The sequence below is a fragment of the Frondihabitans sp. VKM Ac-2883 genome (assembly GCF_015350875.1).
Lineage (GTDB): Bacteria > Actinomycetota > Actinomycetes > Actinomycetales > Microbacteriaceae > Frondihabitans.
Genome location: NZ_JADKSF010000007.1, coordinates 189,253 through 210,192, shown reverse-complemented (window position 1 = coordinate 210,192; position 20,940 = coordinate 189,253). Strand labels below are relative to the sequence as shown.

The 20,940-nt window shown below is 68.9% G+C and carries 19 protein-coding genes; 5 read left to right on the top strand and 14 right to left on the bottom strand.

Annotation, left to right across the window (positions count from 1 at the left end; all coding sequences use genetic code 11):
- Positions 1-10 precede the first annotated feature (10 nt).
- From ITJ49_RS14030 to ITJ49_RS14005, 6 genes are all read right to left on the bottom strand, one after another.
- Positions 11-823 carry a creatininase family protein gene (locus tag ITJ49_RS14030; protein ID WP_370544527.1) on the bottom strand — a complete coding sequence of 271 codons (813 nt, stop codon included), beginning with the start codon at positions 821-823 and terminating at the stop codon, positions 11-13.
- Positions 820-2,145 carry an FAD-binding oxidoreductase gene (locus tag ITJ49_RS14025; RefSeq protein WP_194606222.1) on the bottom strand — a complete coding sequence of 442 codons (1,326 nt, stop codon included), beginning with the start codon at positions 2,143-2,145 and terminating at the stop codon, positions 820-822. The genes ITJ49_RS14030 and ITJ49_RS14025 overlap by 4 nt, the downstream gene beginning before the upstream one ends.
- A gap of 193 nt (positions 2,146-2,338) precedes the next feature.
- Entirely contained in the window at positions 2,339-3,514 is a 1,176-nt protein-coding gene (locus tag ITJ49_RS14020) for an ABC transporter substrate-binding protein (protein ID WP_194606221.1), read from the bottom strand.
- 58 nt (positions 3,515-3,572) lie between these two features.
- Positions 3,573-4,430, bottom strand: a complete 858-nt coding sequence (locus tag ITJ49_RS14015; RefSeq protein ID WP_228514489.1) for an ABC transporter permease — start codon at positions 4,428-4,430, stop codon at positions 3,573-3,575.
- Positions 4,430-5,212 carry an ABC transporter ATP-binding protein gene (locus ITJ49_RS14010; RefSeq protein ID WP_194606220.1) on the bottom strand — a complete coding sequence of 261 codons (783 nt, stop codon included), beginning with the start codon at positions 5,210-5,212 and terminating at the stop codon, positions 4,430-4,432. The genes ITJ49_RS14015 and ITJ49_RS14010 overlap by 1 nt, the downstream gene beginning before the upstream one ends.
- A 6-nt stretch (positions 5,213-5,218) precedes the next feature.
- Positions 5,219-6,487 carry an amidohydrolase family protein gene (locus ITJ49_RS14005; protein WP_370544526.1) on the bottom strand — a complete coding sequence of 423 codons (1,269 nt, stop codon included), beginning with the start codon at positions 6,485-6,487 and terminating at the stop codon, positions 5,219-5,221.
- Between the two features lie 231 nt (positions 6,488-6,718).
- On the opposite strand from ITJ49_RS14005, the gene ITJ49_RS14000 reads away from it, so the two are divergent.
- Together ITJ49_RS14000 and ITJ49_RS17975 are read left to right on the top strand one after the other, a co-directional pair.
- Complete coding sequence (locus tag ITJ49_RS14000) at positions 6,719-7,264, top strand: helix-turn-helix domain-containing protein (protein ID WP_235481002.1); 546 nt, start codon at positions 6,719-6,721, stop codon at positions 7,262-7,264.
- A gap of 28 nt (positions 7,265-7,292) precedes the next feature.
- Positions 7,293-8,279: a PDR/VanB family oxidoreductase gene (locus ITJ49_RS17975; RefSeq protein ID WP_194606218.1), complete on the top strand. Its 987-nt coding sequence runs from the start codon at positions 7,293-7,295 to the stop codon at positions 8,277-8,279.
- 154 nt (positions 8,280-8,433) lie between these two features.
- Here ITJ49_RS17975 and ITJ49_RS13990 read toward each other — a convergent pair whose 3' ends face one another.
- On the bottom strand, positions 8,434-9,759 hold the full coding sequence (locus tag ITJ49_RS13990; protein ID WP_194606217.1) for an amidohydrolase family protein: 1,326 nt from the start codon (positions 9,757-9,759) through the stop codon (positions 8,434-8,436).
- Positions 9,760-9,945: 186 nt separating this feature from the next.
- Between ITJ49_RS13990 and ITJ49_RS13985 the strand changes: the two genes are divergently transcribed.
- On the top strand, positions 9,946-10,998 hold the full coding sequence (locus tag ITJ49_RS13985) for an XdhC family protein (protein ID WP_194606216.1): 1,053 nt from the start codon (positions 9,946-9,948) through the stop codon (positions 10,996-10,998).
- 177 nt (positions 10,999-11,175) lie between these two features.
- On the opposite strand, the gene ITJ49_RS13980 is transcribed toward ITJ49_RS13985, so the two are convergent.
- The 3 genes from ITJ49_RS13980 to ITJ49_RS13970 form a co-directional block, all read right to left on the bottom strand.
- Positions 11,176-13,980, bottom strand: coding sequence for a molybdopterin cofactor-binding domain-containing protein (locus ITJ49_RS13980; protein ID WP_194606215.1), 2,805 nt, complete (start codon positions 13,978-13,980; stop codon positions 11,176-11,178).
- Positions 13,977-14,849 carry an FAD binding domain-containing protein gene (locus ITJ49_RS13975; protein ID WP_194606214.1) on the bottom strand — a complete coding sequence of 291 codons (873 nt, stop codon included), beginning with the start codon at positions 14,847-14,849 and terminating at the stop codon, positions 13,977-13,979. Before ITJ49_RS13975 ends, ITJ49_RS13980 begins: the two co-directional genes overlap by 4 nt.
- A 153-nt stretch (positions 14,850-15,002) precedes the next feature.
- Positions 15,003-15,260 carry a hypothetical protein gene (locus ITJ49_RS13970; RefSeq protein ID WP_194606213.1) on the bottom strand — a complete coding sequence of 86 codons (258 nt, stop codon included), beginning with the start codon at positions 15,258-15,260 and terminating at the stop codon, positions 15,003-15,005.
- Between the two features lie 299 nt (positions 15,261-15,559).
- On the opposite strand from ITJ49_RS13970, the gene ITJ49_RS13965 reads away from it, so the two are divergent.
- Complete coding sequence (locus tag ITJ49_RS13965; protein WP_194606212.1) at positions 15,560-15,934, top strand: hypothetical protein; 375 nt, start codon at positions 15,560-15,562, stop codon at positions 15,932-15,934.
- A 100-nt stretch (positions 15,935-16,034) separates the two neighbouring features.
- Here ITJ49_RS13965 and ITJ49_RS13960 read toward each other — a convergent pair whose 3' ends face one another.
- On the bottom strand, positions 16,035-16,514 hold the full coding sequence (locus ITJ49_RS13960) for a nucleoside deaminase (protein ID WP_055961594.1): 480 nt from the start codon (positions 16,512-16,514) through the stop codon (positions 16,035-16,037).
- Positions 16,515-16,752: 238 nt separating this feature from the next.
- On the opposite strand from ITJ49_RS13960, the gene ITJ49_RS13955 reads away from it, so the two are divergent.
- Positions 16,753-16,923, top strand: coding sequence for a CsbD family protein (locus tag ITJ49_RS13955; RefSeq protein ID WP_123940423.1), 171 nt, complete (start codon positions 16,753-16,755; stop codon positions 16,921-16,923).
- Positions 16,924-17,008: 85 nt separating this feature from the next.
- Here ITJ49_RS13955 and ITJ49_RS13950 read toward each other — a convergent pair whose 3' ends face one another.
- The 3 genes from ITJ49_RS13950 to ITJ49_RS13940 are packed head-to-tail and all read right to left on the bottom strand — an operon-like array spanning position 17,009 to position 20,909.
- Positions 17,009-17,998: an aldo/keto reductase gene (locus ITJ49_RS13950; RefSeq protein WP_194606211.1), complete on the bottom strand. Its 990-nt coding sequence runs from the start codon at positions 17,996-17,998 to the stop codon at positions 17,009-17,011.
- On the bottom strand, positions 17,998-18,903 hold the full coding sequence (locus tag ITJ49_RS13945) for a PD40 domain-containing protein (RefSeq protein ID WP_194606210.1): 906 nt from the start codon (positions 18,901-18,903) through the stop codon (positions 17,998-18,000). The genes ITJ49_RS13950 and ITJ49_RS13945 overlap by 1 nt, the downstream gene beginning before the upstream one ends.
- A complete protein-coding gene (locus tag ITJ49_RS13940; RefSeq protein WP_194606209.1) occupies positions 18,900-20,909 on the bottom strand; it encodes a beta-galactosidase in 2,010 nt (669 codons plus the stop codon). The genes ITJ49_RS13945 and ITJ49_RS13940 overlap by 4 nt, the downstream gene beginning before the upstream one ends.
- Positions 20,910-20,940: the final 31 nt, after the last annotated feature.

The following is a 20,940-nucleotide window of genomic DNA, read 5'->3' as shown; positions in this document are numbered from 1 at the left end:
AGCACCGTCATCACGACAACGTGCCCGGCTCGAGCGCGGGGTGGTCGAACCGCGCGATCTCGGCCAGCGACGCGACGCCCGCCTCGATGGCCGTCTTGTAGAGGGACGCGCCCCACTCGGCGTTCGCCTCCGACGCATCGCCGATGACGCCGGCCTCGCCGAAGTCGTTCGACAGCCAGCCGAAGTGCACCGGGCCGCCGTTGAACTTCACGTAGTCGAGGTCGAGCATGTGCTCGGGAATCCACCGTTCGGCCTTCGACATGTCGACGAGGTCGGGGCGGAGGTGCAGGATCATCGACGTCTCGCTGTGGCCGCCGTGCACTCCGAAGCCGTGCTCGTCGGGGCCGTTGGTGCCGTCGCCGCCCTTCATGTTGGAGCCCATCAAGAAGGTGCGCAGTCCGAAGCGACGCCGGAGTTCGCGCAGCGCCACCTGCAGCAGGGCGATGTTGCCGCCGTGGCCGTTGTAGAAGACGACCGTGCGGGCCGGGGTGTTCGCGATGGAGCGGCCGAGGTCGACGACTGTCTGCATCAGGGTGTCGGCGTTCAGCCACATGGTGCCGGGCGCCCAGTGATGCTCGTCCGATTTCGTGTAGGCGAGCGATGGGAGCAGCCAGACGTCCTGCCCCTCGGCGGCGGCGGCTTCGACCACGCCGCGTCCGATCAGGTCGGCCATCAACCAATCGGTGGAGAGGGGAAGGTGCGGTCCGTGGTGCTCGATGGCTCCGGTCGGGATCACGAGGATTGACGACGACGTGAGCGTCGATGCGAGCGCGGGGCCCGACAGGTTGACGAGGTCGCGGGTGGAGGCAGAAGAGATGGTCACGAGACTTTGGCTCCGGTGTTGATAGTGGCGTCGACGAGCTTGCCGGGGTTCAGCAGCCCGTTCGGGTCGGTGGTCGCGGCGAGCTCGCGCGTGCGAGCGGGCTCGAAGTCGACGAACCACTGGTGCGGGTTGTGGAACCCGACGCCGAGCTCTTTCAGGCGGTCGAATCCGGCGTAGACGTCTTCCGCCGACGAGTACGTGCCGGCGAGCATGCCGATCGGGCGCCCGTGCGCGGTCTCGATGTGCAGCATCCCGCCGGGGTAGACGGCGTGCACCTCGTCGATTCGGTCGATCAGCGCGTCACCCGACACCTCCACGTGGAAGTACGTGTCGGGGTAGGCCTTCTGCAGCCATTCGATGGGGTGGTTGTACGACATCATGCTGATCTTCATCGACGTCTGCGGCCCCTCGCGGACGTCTTCGACGCGACCCCCGGCGGCCTCCACGAGCTCGGTGGCACGTGCGACGGTCGAGGCGTCGAGGATCGCGCGGAGCGACGCGCGACCCTGGGGAATCCCAGGATCCGACGGAAGTGCATCGGCCAACGTCGCGAGGTCTCCCGACGCCAGCCGGGGGAGCGGATCGAGCTCACCGAAGGCGCGGATCAGCGGAAGAAGCTGCTCGAACGTATCGAAGCTCGCGAAGAATCCGAGCCACTCCTGTAGTGGTTCGAGGGTGATCGTGGCGCGGACGATGATGCCGGCCGTGCCGTAGTTGTGCACGTAGAGCTGAGCTTCGTCGCCTTCGACGTGGACGATCTCGCCCGTGCCGTCGGCGTGGACGACATCGAGCGCCCTGACGAAGCCCTGGTGGTTCGAGCCGTGCTTGATCGAGCCCGTGCCACCGGATCCTCCCGAGAGGAATCCGCCGAGCGACGACTGAGCCGTCGACGGGTACATCAGGATCTGCTGGCCGGCCTTGTTGGCGGCCTGCTCGAGTGACACCATCGTCGCGCCGGCCTCGGCGGTGAGCTCGCCATCGCCGACCGACACCACCGCGCGCGCCTTCGTCATGTCGAGCACGAGGCCTCCGGTGAACGGGATGGCCTGGCCGTAGTTGCCGGTCCCCTTGCCACGAGGGGTGATCGGTACACCGTGGCGCGAGGCGGCGCCCACGACGGCGGCGATCTCGTCGGCGGTGGTCGGGAAGGCGACGACGTCGGCGAGGCCGAGCGGCAGCTGCGCGCTGATGACGGGTGAGAGGCGCGACCCGTCGACGGAGGCCTTCTCGCGGGCGGCGAGTTCGACCGAGACGCCGCGCTCGCCGAGGAGCTCGCGGAGTTCGGCCACGAGGGCGGCGAGGTGTTCCGGGGTGGTGGTCATGACAGGGCTTTCTGGATCATGGTCGCTGCCTGGTGTGGTCGATGCCGTGTGGGTGGAGGATTTCGGCGGTGGTGGACGGCCACGACACCGGACGACCGAGGCTTGTCCGAGGTCCGGTGCCGTGGCAGTCCACCGCGGTGGGCACAGCTTGTCCGAGGTCCGGTGCCGCGGCCACCGGCCGCGATAAGAAGAGCTAGAACCCGATCGACTTGTCGATGAACTCGTTCGTGAAGAGGTCTTCCGGTGCGAGGCCCGACTTCAGCTTCGTGCCCGACTTCTCGTAGATCGGAGTGTCGATGTCGATGACCTTCTGGATGCGCTCGGTGTCCATGTCGCCGACGTAGTCGTTGTCGCCGTTCGACGCGATCTTGAGCTTCTTCATCGTCTCGACGCCGTAGTTGGCCACGTCCTCGTCGTAAACCCAGCCGTTGTTGTACTGGGTGACGAGGTCGGCGACGAGCTTGTTCGTGGTGCCGGGATTGGTGATGTAGTCGACGTCGGCCTGCTGGAGCACGGGCACCAGCTTCTTCAGGCAGGGGCTCAGCTTGGTGAGGTCGCCGGTGCGGACCGACATGGCCTCGGGGTAGATCGGGTAGCCGGTGTCGTTGACGAGCTGGTACTTGACGTCTTTGCCCCAGGCCGAGACCTGGTTCTTGTAGATGAACGGCTCGGCGGTGGCGAAGCCCTGCTGCGCGTCGTTGCCCTTCGCGACGACGAACTTCGACGGGGTTCCGTCGTAGCTGCCGTCGGTGACGCTCTTCGGCAGGATGCCGTTGCCGATGAGGTACTCCATGTAGGCGGAGCCACCGAAGTAGCGCACGACGCCGTCGTTCTTCTCGAGGGCGGCGCCGAGCTCCTTGATCGTGGTGACGTCGGGGTAGGTTGCCGGATCCCACATGATCATCTGCGGCGAGATGTCGTTCTCGGCCATGACCGCCGTGGTGGGGAGCTTCGCGGAGTTCTGCACGCCCTCGTCGGTGGTGACATAGCCCAGCATGATGTCTTTGTCCTGGTACATCTGCGACGAGACGGAGGCGTAGCCGATGGCCGGGCCGCCGGAGCGGATCTCGACCTGGACACCGGTCGATTTGCCGCCCGACATCAGGGTGCCCGAGACGCTCTTCTTGCTCGCGTCAACCTTGTAATCGTCACCCAGGAGCTCGTAGAGGTGACCGTGGTCTGCCTCCGGGTTCCAGTCGGTCTGGATGACGACGTTGGCCGGGCAGACGCTCGACAGGTCGACGGCCGCGGCGGCAGAGGTCGTCTTCGTGTCGGTCGTTGCGCCGCTGTCGGACGAACAGGCAGACAGGGCGAGCGCCGAGACGGCCACGAGGCCGAGGCCCGCGAGGGCGCGCTTGGGGAGGTGCATGGGATCTCCTTGATGTGGGTGCTGTGTGAAGGGGAGGGTGCTGTCTTCGGGTGGGGAGCTAGTTCTGGTCGTGCCACTTGCCGATCGCGAGGCGACGCAGCACGTTGAAGAGGACGAAGACCAGCACGCCGAGGATGGAAGCGGTGAGGATCGCCGCATACATCTCGGCGCCGTTGAGGCGCTGGTTCTCGACCGAGATGAGCACGCCGAGGCCGCCGTTTCCCCGCTGGAAGAACTGGTCGGCGACGACCGCACCGATCACGGCGAGGCCCGCGGCGTTGCGCAGGCCGACGAAGATCGACGGGAGGGCGGCGGGGAAGCGGAGCTTGGTGAGCATGGTCCAGCGACCGGCGCCCTGCAGCTGGAACAGCTCGCGCTGGCCCTTGTCGATCGACTGGAGGCCGAACAGCGTGGAGGCGATCATCGGGAAGAGGCAGAACAGCACGGTGACGATCACACGCGACTTGAACTCGTAGCCGAAGAGCGAGCCGATCAGCGGCACGAGCGCGAGGATCGGGATGCAGAGCAACACGACCGCATAGGGGAACAGGGCGCTTTCGAGCCACTTCGCCTGGGCCATGATGACGGCCCACACCATGCCGATGACGACGCCTATGACGAGGCCGACCACGGCCACGAGCATCGTGTTGCCGAGTGCCTCGGCGAGTTGCTTCTGGAAGATCGGCTCGGTGAAGACCGCCTTGAGGATCAGGTGCGGGTACGGCACCAGGAACGGCAGCCCCTTCACCTTGTCGTAGTAGAACGCGGCGACGTAGAAGAGGCCGACGAGCACGAAGAACACGACGATCGGCAGACCGATGTTCATGGCGCGCGAGTTGCCGTTGCGGCGGCGCGGCTGGGAGATGCCCGCGGCGCCCTGGCCGGTGGTCGTGGTGCCGGCGGTGTCGAAGGCCATCAGCGGTGCCCCTCTCGGAGAGCGTGTGAGACTTCGCCGACGAGCTTCGCGAAGTCCGCCTCGAAGCGGATCTCCGGGCTGCGCGGCATGGGGAACGGCACGTCGAAGGTGTCGACGATCGAGCCGGGCCGACCCGACATGACGATCACCTTGGTCGACAGGTAGACGGCCTCCGACACGGAGTGCGTGATGAACAGCCCGGCGAACTGCTTCTCGACGAAGAGGCGGAGCAGTTCGTCGTTGAGGCGCTCGCGGGTGATCTCGTCGAGGGCGCCGAACGGCTCGTCGAAGAGGAAGAGCTCAGGATCCAGCGTCAACGATCTCGCAAGCGACGTTCGCATGCGCATTCCCCCCGAGAGCTCCTTCGGCAGGTTCTTCTCGAAGCCCGAGAGGCCTACCAGCTCGATCGCCTCCTGCGCCTTCGCCCGGCGCTCCTTGGCGGGCCGCCCGTTCAGTTCGGCGAGCAGTTCGACGTTGTCGCTGACGGTGCGCCAGGGCAGCAGCGTCGCGTCTTGGAAGACGTAGCCGATGCGGTCGGTCTTCACCGCGGCGGTTCCCTCGGAGGCCTGCTCGAGGCCCGATGCGATGCGCAGCAGTGTCGACTTGCCGCAGCCGGAGGGGCCGACGACGGTGACGAACTCGCCCCGTTGCACGGTGAGGTCGACGCCCTGGAGCGCGACGGTGCCGTTCGGAAACTGCATCGCGACGTTCTGGAAGTCGAGCAGCGTGTCGGTGCCGCCGGAGGTCGTCCGGGTGGGGCTTGCCGGAGCTGTGGTCGTCATGGGCGGCTACCTGGTTTCGGTGAGGAGGGCGGGATCGGGCAGGGGGACCGCGACTTCGACGGTGGAGCGGCTTCGAGCGACGAGGCGCCCGGCGTGAATGACGTAGCGGTCGGCGGGCGCATTGGCCGTGACGTCGGCGAGGCTCGTGCCCTTGACTGCAAGCAGCTCGGCCTTCGCCCCGACTCGGGCACCGGCCTCGGGCAGGGCCATCACGGAGCGGGCTCCGTCGCTGACGGACGTGTAGGCCTCGTCGATGGTGAGGTGACCGGCGGTGACCATGAGCATCGTCGTCTCGAGGGCGTCGCTGCGGCCCAGGGGGTTGAACGGGTCGCGCACGTTGTCGGCCCCGGCGGCGAGACGGACTCCGGCGTCCAGCAGCTGGCGCGCAGGCGTGAGGCCCCGCGGCATCGAGACCGGGTGCTCCCAGCCCTGCAGGTAGAGGTTGGTGATCGGGTTGGCGATGATGCCGATGTCGGCCTTCTTTACCGCCGCGATCATCAGGTCGCGGGCTTCGGCGTCGACGGTTCCGAGTCGCACGCAGTGGCCCGCGCTGACCGGGACGGTCCAGTCGGTCACCGTCTCGGCGAACTCGTCGAGGGTGATCGCGCCGGCCAGGCTCTCGTCGGTGTGCAGATCGACGCCCACTCCGCGGCGCGCGGCGATCGCGAGGAGGCGCTGCAGGTCGGCGCTGGGGTCGGGTGCGAGATGCGACGAGCCGCCGACGAGGTCGACTCCCAGATCGAGGGCGGCCTCGATGTCGGCGTCGGGCACATCGGGTCCGGCGAGAGCCACGAGTTCGAGGTCGACGAGGCCGCGGAGCTCGTCACGAACCCGGCCAAGTGCCTCGGCACCGCGAAGAGGCGCGCCGCCGAGCAGGATGTCGACGTGGGTGCGGATCGACGTCGTGCCGTTCGCCAGCATGCGGAGGATCTGCTCGCGCGCCCGGCTCGCGATGTCGTCGACGGTCATGGTGCGGGCGTACTCGCGCCACGAGGTGATGGCCGAGACGAGGTCGCCCATGGGCGGCCGGATCGCCTCCCACGACAGGGCCTTGTCGAGGTGCGCGTGCGGATCGGCCGGGGCGGTGAGGAGCACGAAACCGCGGAGGTCGAGCACGGCGGGGTCGCCGGTCGCGGGCGAGCCTGCCGACGGGGACGAGGATCCTGCGGTCTCGATTTTCACGACCGTCTCGCCGTCGATCGTGACATCGACGACTGAGCCGTCGGGAAGCGTCGCCCCGGTGAGGAGGCGGAGGCGCTGGGGAGTGAAAGTCACAGGGGTCTTTCGCGGGAGGAGGGGAATTCGTCGAGCGGACGAATGAATGTTGATGTGCTCAACATGCTTGAATCTACGGACGCTGCGTTTCGGCCACGTAACGCCGTCGTTTCGACGTGTTAACTGCGGCGGGTCGATTCGAGTCGCCGTGGTACACAATTCGAGTCCATTCATCCGAAGGAGCACCCCGTCACCTCGCTCGACACCGCGATCGACCAGCAGTCGCTGCTGGTGGGCCGTCGCATCCGGGAGCTCCGTCGAGCCCGGAAGCTGACGCTCGTGCAACTCGCTGCGGCGTCGCAGCTGTCGCACCCGTTCCTGTCGCAGCTGGAGCGCGGGCTGGCCCGGCCGAGCATGGTGTCGCTCGAGCGGATCGCTCGGGCACTCGGGTCGTCTCAGGTCGAGCTCCTCGCCGCGATCGACGGCGAGGGGCGCGCCGATCAGCCGGGAATCCAGGTGGTTCGAGCGCACGAGGGTGCCCACGGTCCCTACGGTCAGGCCGAGGGGCGCGTGCTGACGGAGGGCGACCGCAGCTTCCACCCGATGCTGCTCGTCGGCACCAGCACCGAACGCGGCGAGTTCTTCAGCCACGCCGAAGACGAGTTCGTGCACGTGATCGAGGGCACCATCTCGATCGACTTCGACGACGGAGTGCCGCGGACGCTCGGCACCGGCGACTCGATCTACTTCGTCGGCGGCACTCGGCACCGCTGGTGGGCCGTCGACACGATCGGCTACCGGGTGCTCGTCGTCAAAGAGAGGCCGCAGTCGCTGTGAAAGACGGCGCCGTGAACAGGAAGTCGCTATGAACGCTCCCGGAACCACCGAGGGTCTGCACGAGACCCAGTTCGAGGTGCGGGTCGTGTCGCGCACCCGCGCCGCCGACGGGGTGGAACTGTTCGAACTCGGTTCGATTACCGGGTCGGGCCTTCCCGGCTGGAGTGCCGGCTCGCACATCGACGTGGTGCTGCCGGGTGACGAGGTGCGGCAGTATTCGCTGACCGGAGCGCCGCAGCCGGTGCGCAGCGACACGTGGCGCATCGGGGTGCTTCGAGAAGAGCAGGGCCGGGGCGGATCCTCGTGGTTGCACGACTCCGTGCAGGTCGGCGACACGCTCACGGTGGCCGGCCCGCGCAACCACTTCGAGTTCGTGCCGACGCACGGCACCTCGTACGTGCTCGTCGCCGGGGGCATCGGCGTCACACCGATCTCGTCGATGGCGGCTGCCGCGGCACGCGCCGGAGTCTCGTACGAGGTGCACTACTCCGGTCGCTCGCTGTCGACGATGGCGCTAATCGACGAGCTGTCTGCCGCTCACGGGTCGGCTCTGCACCTGTACTCAGGATCCGACGGAGTCCGTCTCGACCTCGACGCCCTCTTCGCCGGAATGAAGCCCTTCACGACCACCTACTGCTGCGGCCCGGCTCGGCTGATCGAAGCGATCGAGGAGGCGGCTGCGCGTGCTGGCCGCCAACTCGTCGTCGAGCGCTTCGAGCCGAAAGAGGTCGGTGAGCCGGTGCTCGCGTCGGCATTCGAGGTCGAGCTGGCCTCGACCGGCGTGACGATCACGGTGCCGCCCGACCGGTCGATCCTCGACGTCGCCGAAGAGGCCGGAGCTCTAGTGCTCTCGAGCTGCCGCGAGGGCACCTGCGGCACCTGCGAGACGGTCGTGCTCGAGGGGGAGGTCGACCATCGCGACTCGATCCTGACGCCCGACGAGCAGGCGGCGAACGAGGTCATGTACGTCTGTGTGTCTCGGGCGGCGTGCCCGCGGCTGGTGCTGGAGCTGTAGGGCTGCTGCTGCTGCCGGTGTTGTTGCTGTTGGGGCATCGCCAATTTGCGAGCGATTCGTGCGGCGCACAGCCTCCGGATGCGGTCACACGGCGGTTTTGCTCTCAAATTCGCGCAGGATCCGCGACACCGCCCACGAGCCTCGGCCGCCGGCGCTACCGCCCGACCCGCTCCCGCACCGCTGCTACCAACTCTCGCTCGTCCGCTTCGACCAGCTCGTAGTCGCGCACGACGACCCGCCCGCCGACCACGACGTGCCGCGGCCGCCGCCCGGGTGACGCCCACAGCAGCCCGGCCACCGGGTCGGCGATTCCCGCGTCCGCGACGCCGGCGACGTCCCACACGCAGAGGTCGGCTGCTGCGCCGGGCCGCAGATGCCCGAGCTCGGGACGCCCCAGCCCCGCGGCGCCGCCGGCCATCGCCATGCCGAGCACCGTCCGGGCGCTGAGCGCCGGGCCGACCAGCGGCGCCACCTGCATCGCGAGGCGTGCGTCGGCGATGAGGTGTCCGGCGTCGTTCGATCCGCCGCCGCTCGTGCCGAGGCCGACCGTGATGCCGGCTTCGCGCAGGGCGTGCACGGGTGAGATGCCCCAGCCCATGGGCAGGTCGCAGCCCGGGGCATGTGTCGCCGTGACACCCGCCGCCGCGAGTCGGGCGATCTCGGCGGGGTTCACGTCGCAGAGGTGGGCGATCGTCACGTCGTCGGCGAGCCAGCCCCACTCTTCGAGGAGGTCGAGCGGTCGGCGCCCGTAGCGCTGGAGGGCGATGGCGGTGTCGACCTGCTCGTTGGCCTGGGTGCGACGTCGGAGTCCGTGGCGGGCGGCGACCTCGCCGAGCAGCTCGAAGGTCTCGCGGCTGTCGCTGTGCACACCGGCCGGGCCGACCGCGACCTGCAGCAGTCCGTCGGCGCGCACCCCGCCGATCGCCCCGGGCACGAGGGCCTGGACGATGGCCTCGGCCGACTCCGCGGCGTCCTCAGGAGCGTCGCGCGCCGATCCGCGCACGAACACGAGCCGCCCGCCGAGCCTGGCGGCGGCATCGGCGGTCGCCCGCGCGATGGCGGTTCGATCGGCGACCGACGTTTCGGCGGGCCAGTTGAGGTGGTGATCGGCGACGGTCGTCACGCCGTTCAGAAGCCCCTCGGCCACCCCGACAGCGGCGCTCGCCTCGAGCAGCGACGCATCTATGCCCGCGGCGGCATACGACGCGGCCATCGCCGGCAGCCACGCCGTCATCGGCACGCCCCTCGTGCCGGGCAGGGTGCGAAAGGCGCTCTGCAGCAGGTGGTGGTGGGCGTTGACGAGCCCGGGCGTGACGATCGCGTCGGTTGCGTCGAGGAGTTCGTCCGCATCGGAGTGCGGTTTCGCCTCGCCGGCGGCCGTTTGATCCACGACGACGCCGCCATCGACGAGCACCTCGCCGCCTTCGATCTCGGTGGACTCGTCGACGAGAAGGGTGGCGGCGCCGGTGACTCTGAGCATGCCCGCATCGTTGCAGGTGCGTGTGTCGAGTGTGTAACGCGCCCCCTCTGCAAATTCGAAGGAGAAACGTGAAGTCGACCCCGCCGGATCCTGATGTTCTCGTTGTCGCGCGGCAGGATCTCCTTCGAACTTGCAAGACGGGCCGGGCGTAACCCGCGCGAAACCCGGGCGTGCGACCCTTGAGGCATGTTCGAGATCGCCGACCGCCTGCTGGCAGCGCTCGACGCGGGCCGCACCCTCGCGATCGCCACCGCCGTCTCGATCGAGGGCAGTGCCCCGCGCACGGTCGGCACGTCGATGGCATTCGACGGCGAGAGCGTGATCGGCTCCATCGCGGGCGGGTGCGTCGAGGCCGCGGTCGTCGCCGAGGCCGAGCTCGTGCTCTCCGACGGCCTGCCGCGCACGGTCGAGTACGGCGTCGACGACGAGACGGCGTTTAGCGTCGGTCTTACCTGCGGAGGCCAGCTCAGGATCCGTCTCGAACGCCTCGACTCAAACCACCCCGTTGTACCGCAACTGCGTGCCGCTGCGGCCGGGCGAACCGCGGGTGCGGCCCTCGTCGTGTCGGGCCGCGTTCCTGCCGGCTGGCAGTCGCGCATCGAGGCCGAGCTAGCCGCCCGAGTGGCTGTCGGCGGCTCCGGGCTCGCCGAGCTCGACTGCGACGGAACGCGGATCGAGGTCTTCTACGAGGTGCAGGCCGCACCCGCGCACTTCGTGATCGTCGGCGCGATGGAGTTCTCGACGGCTCTCGCCGCTGCAGCCCGCGTGCTGGGGTACCGGGTGACCGTGACGGATCCTCGTGCTCTGTTCACGACGGCCGACCGGTTCCCGGGCGCCGACGTGGTGGTCGGCTGGCCGCAGCGGGTGCTGCCGACGCTGGCCCTCGACGAGCGGTCGATCGTCTGCATCTTGTCGCACGACGCGCGGTTCGACGCCCTCGCCATCGAGCTCGCATTGGAGTCGCCCGCGTTCTACGTCGGAGCAATGGGCTCGCGCCGCACGCACGAGCGCCGGATGGCGTCTTTGCGCGAACGGGGAGTGCCTGAGTCGGTGCTGGCGCGGCTGCGGTCGCCCATCGGGCTCGATCTCGGGGCCTCGACGCCGGAGGAGACGGCGATCTCGATCCTGGCTGAGGTTCTGGCCGCTCGCACGGGGGCGTCGGCGGCGTCGCTCGCGACCACGCGCGGGGCGATTCACCGCCGCCCGCGGCTCGGCCTCGAGATGGCCGAGTCTGCGTGAATCGCGCGTCAGGCCTGTAGATCGCGCCATCTTGCGCGCCTGACATGCGGGCGCCCGTGCAACCTCGCGCGAATTGGCCAAAGTGACCCGCCGCGCCGCGTCACTTTGGCCGATTCGCGTCACCTCGCCAGCGGCGAGCGGCGACGACCTGCAGCAGCAGCGGCCAGCCGCACGCGCCTACGCCTGCAGCAACCGCCACAGCCGATCGCGCGACATCGGCAGCTCGTGCGGCCGCACCCCGATCGCGTCTCGCACGGCGTTCGCCAGCGCCGGAGCCACCGGGTTGTACGGCGCCTCGCTCATGCTCTTCGCCCCGAGCGGCCCGAGGTCATCGTGCGTCGCCGCGAACAGCACCTCGGTCACGGGCAGGTCGCTGAACTTCGGCGTTCGGTAGTTGCGGAACGCCGTCGTCGTCACCTGGCCCGCCCCGTCGAGCATCATCTCCTCGTAGAGCGCCGTGCCGATGGCCTGCGCCGTGCCGCCCTCGACCTGGCCGCGCAGCTGCTCGGGGTTGAGCACCGTTCCGGCATCGGCCGCCTGAACGGAGCGCAGGATCCGCACCTCACCAGTGTTCCGGTCGACCGCAACGCTGAAGCCGTGCACATTGAACGCGACCGACCGCGGGGTGCCGTCGTGGCTGCCGTCGGCGCGGAGTTCTCCGTGGGCGAGGAGCTCGGCGGCGGGGACGAGGCGGCCGGGGCCCCATGCTCCGGCCGGCATGAGCACGCCGTCGGGGGTGAGAGCGACGTCGACGAGCCCCAGGTCGGTCGAGACGGGGACGCCGGGATCCTGCGCCGGGTCTCCGACACCGGTCACGATGGCCTGTGCCCTCGCGATCATCGCGATCTTGAGCTTCTGCGCGGCGGCGTAGAGAGCTTTGCCGGCGACGACAACTCCGGCCGAGCCGAACGCCCCGGTGTCGTAGCGGGCGACATCCGTGTCGGACTGCTCGATCACGATGCGGTCGGGCGTGGTGCCGAGCACGGTCGCGGTGAGCTGGCCGTGCACGGTCGTGGTGCCGTTGCCGAACTCGGCCGTGCCGACGCCGATCGTGTACGTTCCGTCGGCGTTGAGGGCGACGGTGGTGTCGGCGAAGTGGCCGCGGGGCGGCATCGTGGCGATCATCGCCATCGCCATGCCGGTGCCGAACGCCCACTGGTCGCCGGTTGGCACGGGAGTGGCCCCGATGAGCGAGCCCGAGTCGGCGGGCGGCGGCCCGGCGAGGGCATTCTGCAGCAGGTCGAGGCACTGGTCGAGTCCGTAGCTGCCGAAGAGGAGGTCGCTCTCTTCGTTCGGGTCGACGACGGTCATGTGGTCGCCGGGAACGACGACGTTGCGGCGCCGCAGCTCGAACGGGTCGATGTCGAGCTTGCGAGCGAGCTCGTCGAGGGCCGATTCGACGGCAAAGATCACCTGGCCGAGCCCGTAGCCGCGGAACGCCCCCGACGGCAGGTTGTTCGTGTAGACGCTCTCGGCGTCGACCCGCTTGTTGGGGGCCCGGTAGACCGAGATCGACTCGTGCACGCTGTGGAACATCACGCCGATTCCGTGATTGCCGTACGCGCCGGTGTCCATGAGCTCGTCGACGGCCAGGGCGGTCAGGATCCCGCCCGCCGTCGCTCCGACCTTCACTCCCACGCGCATCGGATGCCGCGGCGGGGCGATCGTGAACTCGTCTTCGCGCGTGAACTCGTACTGCACCGAGCGTCCGGTGCGGAGCACGGCCATCGTGACGAGGTCTTCGGTGAGCAGCTCCTGCTTGCCGCCGAAGCCGCCGCCGACCCGCGCCGCGAAAACGCGCACCCGGTCGGTCGGCAGGCCGAAGATGTGGCAGATCTCGTCGCGCACGAGGAACGGCACCTGGGTGCTGGTGCGCAGCACGAGGCGGCCGTCGTCGTCGATCCAGCCGCGGGTGGCGTGCGTCTCGAGGGCCGCGTGCGTGATGCGCTGCGTCTGCCAGGTGCCTTCCACCGTCGCGGCGCTCGCGGCCAGGGCGGCATCGACGTCGCCGGTCTCGCCGTGCATCTGGGCGACGACGTTGCGCGACGGGTCGGAGATGCGCGACTCGGGGCCCTTCTCGCCGTGCACGAGCGGTGCACCGGGTTCCCTGGCGAGCGCGGGGTCGAAGACGGCGGGCAGCACCTCGTACTCGACGACGACCGCCGAGAGGGCAAGTTCGGCCTGGCGCACGGTGTCGGCGACGACTGCCGCGACTCGCTGCCCACGGAACCGCAGCACCGGGTCGAGCACGAGTGTGTCGTCGGGGTCGTCGGTGCGGTTCTCGTGGCGGCCGGTCGAGAACAGCGTCGCGGGGGAGTCGCGGTGCGTGAAGACGACGTGCACGCCCTCCATCGCCTCGGCGGCGGTCGTGTCGATCGACGTGATGCGGGCGTGCGCGTGCGGGCTCTTCAGCACCGCGAGGTGGAGGGTCTTCGTGGGGGTCGTGAAGTCGAGTGTGTACTGCTCCCGACCTGTCACGACGCGCATGCCGGCGGGAGCCTTGGTCGACCGCCCGGCCGAGTCTCCGGCGGGCGCCACCTCGGTGTTCGTCACGCCGCAGATCGCATCGCGGATCGCGCGGTAGCCCGTGCAGCGGCAGAGATTGCCCTTGAGGAGGCGGGGCAGGTCGGTGCCGTCGGCGATCTGCTCGTCGGTGAACGTCGACGCGGTGACGACCATGCCGGCCGTGCAGAAGCCGCACTGGAGGCCCGCCGCATCCGAGAAACGCTGCTGCATCGGGTGCGGGTGCTCCGGGCTACCCAAACCGGCGACGGTGGTTACGTGCTTGCCCTCGAGCCGATGTGCCGGGTAGATGCAGGAGTGCACCGGCTGACCGTCGACGAGCACCGAGCACGCGCCGCAGTCTCCGGCGTCGCAGCCCTTCTTGACCTCGTAGTGCTCGTTCTCGCGCAGCACCGTTCGCAGCACCTGGCCCGGGAGCACAGTGGCGTCGAGCTCTTCGCCGTTGACCTCGAACTTCATGCGTCGCTTCCTGTGTCGGAGTCTGTCCTGGTGCTGCTCTCTGTGCTGGTGCTGCTGTCCGTGTCGGCGCTCAGCTCCTCCCGGATCTCCTCCGCAAAGCGCATCGACACCGCCCGTCGCCAATCGGGCGCGCCATGCGGGTCCGAGTACCAGTCGGAATACCCGCTCAGCGCGTCGCTCAGTTCGCCCGCCTCGGGCACCGAGTCGAAGCGCAGCTGCACGGGCCGGGGTGTCGCCGCCGTCACAGTGATCACGCACTCGCCGGTGGCGTCGACCCGTCCGATCACCACGGCGGCGGAGCGGCCGAGGTTCGAAAGCGAGATGCGCCGGAACGCCGTCCGCGATCGGAGTGAAGTCAGCGGGATCTCGAACGAGCGGATCACCTCGTCGAGCGACAGATCGGTGGCCCGGACGCCGGTCACGAGGTCGGAGACCAGGATCCTGCGCTCCCGCCCCTCGGCCCCCCAGATCACCGCGCGCGCCCCGAGCCCTGCCAGCAGCGACGTCATTGCCCCGGCCGGCAGCGCTGTCGCGACGTTGCCGCCGACAGTGGCGAGGTTCCAGATCTTGAAGCTCATGAGCAGCGACTCGGCGCACTGCCGGAAGAGCTGCTGCGCCGGCCACTCGGGGTCGAGCGCGAAGTCGGTCAGCTCGCGGATCGTGCACGTCGCCGACACGACGAGGTGATCGGCGGTGGTCTCGATCGGGGTCCAGCCGAGGGTGGTCAGGTCGACGAAGCCGGTGTGCTCGGGCGGCTGCGGTTCGGAGAACAGCCAGGTGCCGCCACCGAGCGGTCGGACGCTCTCGCCCAGCACGATGTCGTCGCGGGTTCGGGCCACCCGGATTTCGTGAACGTCGATCAAGTCCATTGTTTGCTCAGTCAACATCACCTTTGTTTCGGGCGCGTTGCAACGGGCCGGTGCGGGTGGTTTGCGTCAGGTCGCGCGGGGGTTACCGACCGTGACCCGACGTACCTCGGCCGACCTCGCGCGCCGCGGCGCTATGACATTGGCCGAGTCGCGTCAGGTCGCGCGGGCGATGAGGATCCACACGATGATTCCGATGATCGGCAGTAGTACGAGGAACGTGATCGGCGGAGCATTCCGGTCTTTCATGCTCGTGCCGAAGGTCAGAACGAAGATGCCGACGGCCATCGGCACGAGCGAGAGCGTCGTGCCGATGATTACGAGAACGAGCGACAGGCTGACGAGTGCACACGCCGCCGCGCATCGCAGGTGGACGGAGTCGAGGCGCCGGCGGCGCGTGGTGCTGGATCTCATGGCGGCAGTATTCCACACTCTTGATACTGAGACCTACCACCGCAACCCGACCCGAATCGGCCAAACCGACCCGGCGCGCCGCGTCGAAATGGCCGATCCGCGTCGCCCTGTAGAAGCCCTCGGCGCCCTACCCCCTGGAATGGGGGTGAGCAATGGTTAGTCCGCCAGAAGGGGGACACCTACAGTTGCATTCATCACCGGAGTGAACACCCCTTCCGGAGGCGCCCGAATCGCCTCAGGATGCACCCGATGACGAGTGGCGGCCGTACCCGCGGCCGCCGAAGAAAGAGGCATCTGACATGGTCAGTTCCCGAACCCGATCCGCCCGAATCATTCACGCGCTCTTCCGCGAAGCCCCTCATCTGCAGTCGACCATCCTGACGGTCGGCCGCGCCGAGGCCGCCCGCTGGGGCAGTGCCCGTCGTGTCATCACCGTCTCGAGCGGAGCCGAGACCCTCTCGGCCGCCTGGTACATGAACGAGGTCTGGCACATCGGCCGGATCAGCCTGAGCCACGGCCACGCGCGCATGTCGCCCACCCGCGTCGTCACGAGCGACCACGATGTCGTCGAGGCGCTCGTCCGCACGGTCGAGCAGCGCGCCGAGTCGAGCCCGATAGCCCAGGATCCGGCAGCCGCCGCTCAGCCCAGAGTCCTCGCGGGCCACTTCGCCTAGCGCGCCCTGAGGGTCGCGGCCCGGCTCTGCTGAGGCGACGCGAATCGGCCGACGTCGCGTGCCGCGGCGCTGTGACCTTGGCCGATTCGCGTCGGTTCGCTCAGGAGGAGTGCTTGGCGGTCCAGTCGGCGAAGGGGGCCGTCGCGTTCGCGACCTGTCCCTGCTCAGCGGGCAGTGATCGATCCTCGATGCTCTTGGTGTATTCGTCGTAGAACGTGCCCAGGCTCATGAGGCGGTTGCCGTCTTCGTAGTGCTCGGCCTCCTCCTCGCGCGAGACCGCGTAGATCACGCGGTCGGGCTGGGCGTAGTAGAGGGCACCGAGGCACATCGGGCAGGGGTAGGCGGTGACGTAGGCGTCAAAGCCACGGAGGTCGGTGATGCCCTGTTCGGCGGCCATCCGGATGGCGCGGATCTCGGCGTGCGCGGTGGGATCGCCGGTCTGGGCGACGTGATTCTGCGCCTCGACCACGACCTCGCCGTCGCGGACGAGCAGGCAGGCGAACGGCTTGCCGCCCTGGTCGACGTTCTCCTGAGCTCGTTGGACGGTCAGGGCGGTGAAGGTGTCGTCGCGATCGGTCATGACTTCGAGCGTGCTCTTCGGCGGCTGGCCCAGAGCCGAGGGTTCGGGGGACGAGCGCGGCGAGGAGGCGTCGGTCCGCCGCTAACCGACGAGGATCGGCCAATCCGACCTGGCGCGCCTCGTCGGAATGGCCGATTCGCGTCGATTTCCGCGCCACCTGAGCGTCTGCGGGGGACTCGCGCCTACCATCTGCCGAAAGTCGGGGATTCCCGGCGCGAGGTGTTGAGAAGGGAACGTCATGTCCATTGGAGACAAGGCAAAGGATGTCATTCAGAAGGCTGCCGGCCACGCTGAGGAGTTCGTCGGCAAGAAGACCGACGACGACGAGCTGAAGCACCAGGGCCAGAAAGACCAGGCCATGGGCGAGGCGCGCAAGAAGACCGAGGACGTCAAGGACAACCTCAAGTAACGACGCACTACGACACGACCCCCGTCACCTTCCGAGGTGGCGGGGGTCCTGTCGTTTGGCGTCGGGTAGACCAGAGCCGAGCCCCCTACGCGTCGAGCGCGATCCCGGCCGGCACCACGGCGTCGAGCTCGGCCCACAGCGCCTCGGGCAGTGCGGCGGTGGCGTCGTCGATGGCCGACTCGAGCCGAGGCAGGGAGGAGACCCCCACGACGGTGGAGTGGATCCTTGGCTCGCGAATGCTGAACTGGAGCGCCGCCGTCTGCAGCGGGATTCCGTACGAGTCGCAGACACCCTGCAGGCCGTTCACGGCGCGGAGGATCTCGGGGGTCGCCGGCTGGTAGCCGTACGAGCCGGCGAAGCGCGGGTCGCCGGTGAGGATTCCGCCGCCGTACGGTGCCGCGTTCGTGATGCCCATGTTCCGGGCGGTCGCCGCGTCGAAGAGGTCGGAGGCCGACCGGTCGACGAGCGTGTACCGGTTGTGGGTGATGAGGGCGTCGAAGAGGTCGGTCTCGACGAACTGCTGCAGCATGCCGACGGGGCCGCCCGAGATGCCGATCGAGGAGACGAGCCCCTCCTCTTTCATGGCGACGAGCGCCGCGACCGGGCCGTCTTCGGCCATCGCGGCGTCGAACCCGATCGTCTCGGGGTCGTGCAGGTGCATCACCTGGATGCGCTCGAGGCCGAGCCTCGACAGCGACTCCTCGAGGGAGCGCCGCATCCGGTCGGTCGAGAAGCTGCCGGTCGCGACGTCGCGGTCGAGTTTCGTCTGCACGACGAGGTCGTTGCCGACCGACCCGTCGACGACCGCCGATGACGCGGCCAGGGCACTGCCGATCAGCGGCTCGCTGCGCCCTTCGCCGTATTCATTCGAGGTGTCGAGGAAGTTCAGAGTCGACCCGCCGTGCGACGCCGCACCGAGACGCAGCGCGCCGATCGCCCACGACCGCGCGATCTCGGCGATGCGCACGTCGGCGTCGGCCTGCGACTCCTCACCCTTGGGGCGGCCCCACGACGAGGTTCCGATGCAGAGGGGCGAGACCGAGAAACCGGTTCGGCCGTAGATGCGCTGTTCCATCAGTACTCCAACTCATATGACACGCAGGCGAAGCTGTCGGACGACGGTGCCCACGAGTTCATGTTCAGTGTGCCCTGTCCGCCGGTGAGGTGGAGCACATCGCGTTGACCGGAGCCGTCGGGCTCCATCGACCGGATCACGACGTCGACGTCGGTCGCATGCCCCACGGTGCCGGGCGGGAACGACAGGTAGACGACCCGTGACCCGTCGGGCGACACCTTCGGAAACCAGTTGACCCGCTCGTCGTCGGTCAGCTGCTTGACACCTCGACCGTCGGGGCGCATGCGGTGGACTTGCGAGTGACCGCGCGTCGATGAACCGAGCTCCGAGCCGAAGTAGAGCCACCCGTCCGGTGACCAGTCGCAGCCCACCGAGTCGGCGGTCCAGCCGCTGAGGCGGGAGACCTCCCGCGTGCCGAGGTCGAGCAGGAACAGCCCGCTCACGAAGTCGAGCCCGTCGCGACGCTCGGCTCCGGTGAACGCGAGGATCCCACCGTCCGGCGACTGCCCCTGCAAGAAGTAGCCGAAGACTCCCTCTCGATCGGGCGAGACCCGCACCGGCTCACCACCCCCGACGGGCACGGCGAAGAGGTGCCCGGTGGTCTCCGACGACGAGTAGATCGTCGTGCCGTCGCGCGAGACGAGATGGTCGTTGTTGTGATCGTCGAGGGCGCCCGAGGCGATCGGGGTCGGCACCCCGCCGGCCGCGGGCACGCTGTAAAGACGGCCCGCGGCGTTGACGATAAGCGACAACCCGTCGGGCGTCCAGTTCGGTGACTCGTAGGCGACATCGTGCGACTCGTGGACCACCCGAGTCGTGCCCGTGACCGGGTCGACCACCAGGATCCTGCACACCTGCCCTGGTGCCAGCGTGCGCCAGCGGGCCTCCTGCAGGATCGGGATCACGCGTCGTCGCGCAGCACGACCGCGTCTCCGGCAGCCAGCACCGTATCGGCACCGCTCTCCCCGGCCGTGGGCAGCGTCACGTCGCGGTCGGTGTGGTTGATCCAGGTCGTGAACGTCACCCCGTCGGCTCGACGCGACACCCGTTCGACACCGCGGAGTGCGATCGGCCCGGCCTCGACGCCGGCGTCGGCGTAGGCGCCCACCAGCACGTCGGCGAGCTGCTCGGCGGTGAAGTCGGTCGAGAGGTACCAGGCGTGACCGGCACCGAAGGAGTTCCGCGTGACTGCCACGCCGCCCGCCATCGGACCGTCGACGTAGGCGTCGATCGACTCGGCACCCTGCAGCAGGATCGCGTCGGTCCAGCGGCTACCGACGGCACCGGAGGTGAGCTGCACCGGGGTGTCCTGGGGAAGCGGGCCGAATTCCTCGACCGTGAGCCCGAGCACGTCGCGGAGCGCACCGGGCATCGCGCCGTCGTGCACCGTGTCGTGCGAGTCGACGATGCCCGTGAAGTACGACGAGACGAAGGTGCCGCCGGCCGCGACGAACGCCTCGATGTTCGTACGGGCTGTCGTCGAGATCAGGTAGAGGCTCGGAGCGACGACGAGGTCGTACGTCGAGAGGTCTGCTTCCGGGTGCACGAAGTCGGTCGTGATGCCGTCTTCCCAGAGGCGCGTGTAGAACGTTTCGATCTGGCGCCGGTGGGCGAGCTCGACACTCGGACGCCACTCGAGATCCTGCGCCCAGAACGACTCCCAATCCCAGAGGATCGCGACCGACGCGTGCACGCGGCTGCCGACGGCGGGAGCGAGCGCGCCGAGCTCGGCACCGAGGGCGACGGTCTCGCGGAACACCCGCGACGTCTCGCCGGCGTGCGGCAGCATCGCCGAGTGGAACTTCTCCGCGCCGTAGCGGGAGGCCCGCCACTGGAAGAACAGGATCCCGTCGGCCCCTCGGGCGAAGTGCTGCAGGCTGTTGCGGCGCAGCTCGCCGGGCTGCTTGCGCAGGTTGCGCGGCTGCCAGTTGACGGCCGAGGTGGAGTGCTCCATGAGGATCCAGGGACGCCCGGCCGCGAGCGAGCGGGTCAGGTCTGCATCGAGGGCCAGCAGCACGTGGTTGTCGGTGCGCTCCGCCACGAGGTAGTGGTCGTTCGAGACAATGTCGACCTCGTTCGCCCAGGTCCAGTAGTCCACTGACGGGCAGTTCGTGGCCATGAAGTTCGTGGTGACCGGGATGCCGGGCGAGAGCCGGTGCAGGATGTCGCGCTCGCGGCGGAAGCACTCGAGCAGGGCGTGGTTGGTGAATCGGGCGAAGTCGAGGCGCTGCGATGGGTTGACGACGGTGGCGGCGGTGCGCGGGGCGTCGATCTCGCTCCACGCGCCGTAGCGCTGACCCCAGAACGTCGTGCCCCAGGCGCTGTTGAGTGCGTCGAGGGTCGTGTAGCGGGCTGCGAGCCAGAGGCGGAAAGCGGCGACCGACGCGTCGTCGTAGCTCTCGGAGATCGGGGCGCCGTATTCGTTGTGGACGTGCCAGAGGGTGACGGCCGGGTGCGAGCCGTAGCGCTCGGCGAGAGCCGTGACGATGCGGGTGGTCGCCTCGGCGTAGGCGGGCGAGCTGGGGCTGGCCATGCCGCGCGAGCCGAAGCCGAGGGGCACGCCGTCGCGGGTGACCGGTCGCGCCTCGGGGTACTTCGCCCAGAACCAGGCGGGCGGCGAGGCCGTCGGGGTGCCGAGGTCGACCGCGATGCTGGCCGAGTGCAGCAGGTCGATGACCTGGTCGAGCCAGGCGAAGTCGAATTCTCCCTCGCGGGGTTCGAGCAGCACCCACGAGAAGATGCCGATGCTGACCAGGTTGACCCCGGCCTCGCGCATCAAACGGATGTCGTCGTCCCAGACCTCGCGAGGCCACTGCTCGGGGTTGTAGTCACCGCCGAACGCGATGGTGGAGGTGCCGGGGAGCCAGCCGCTGCCAGTGCCGGGGATCGTCTCGGGCTGGATCGTGGTCATTCGGTTCTCCTCGCTGAAAACAGGGCTTGGC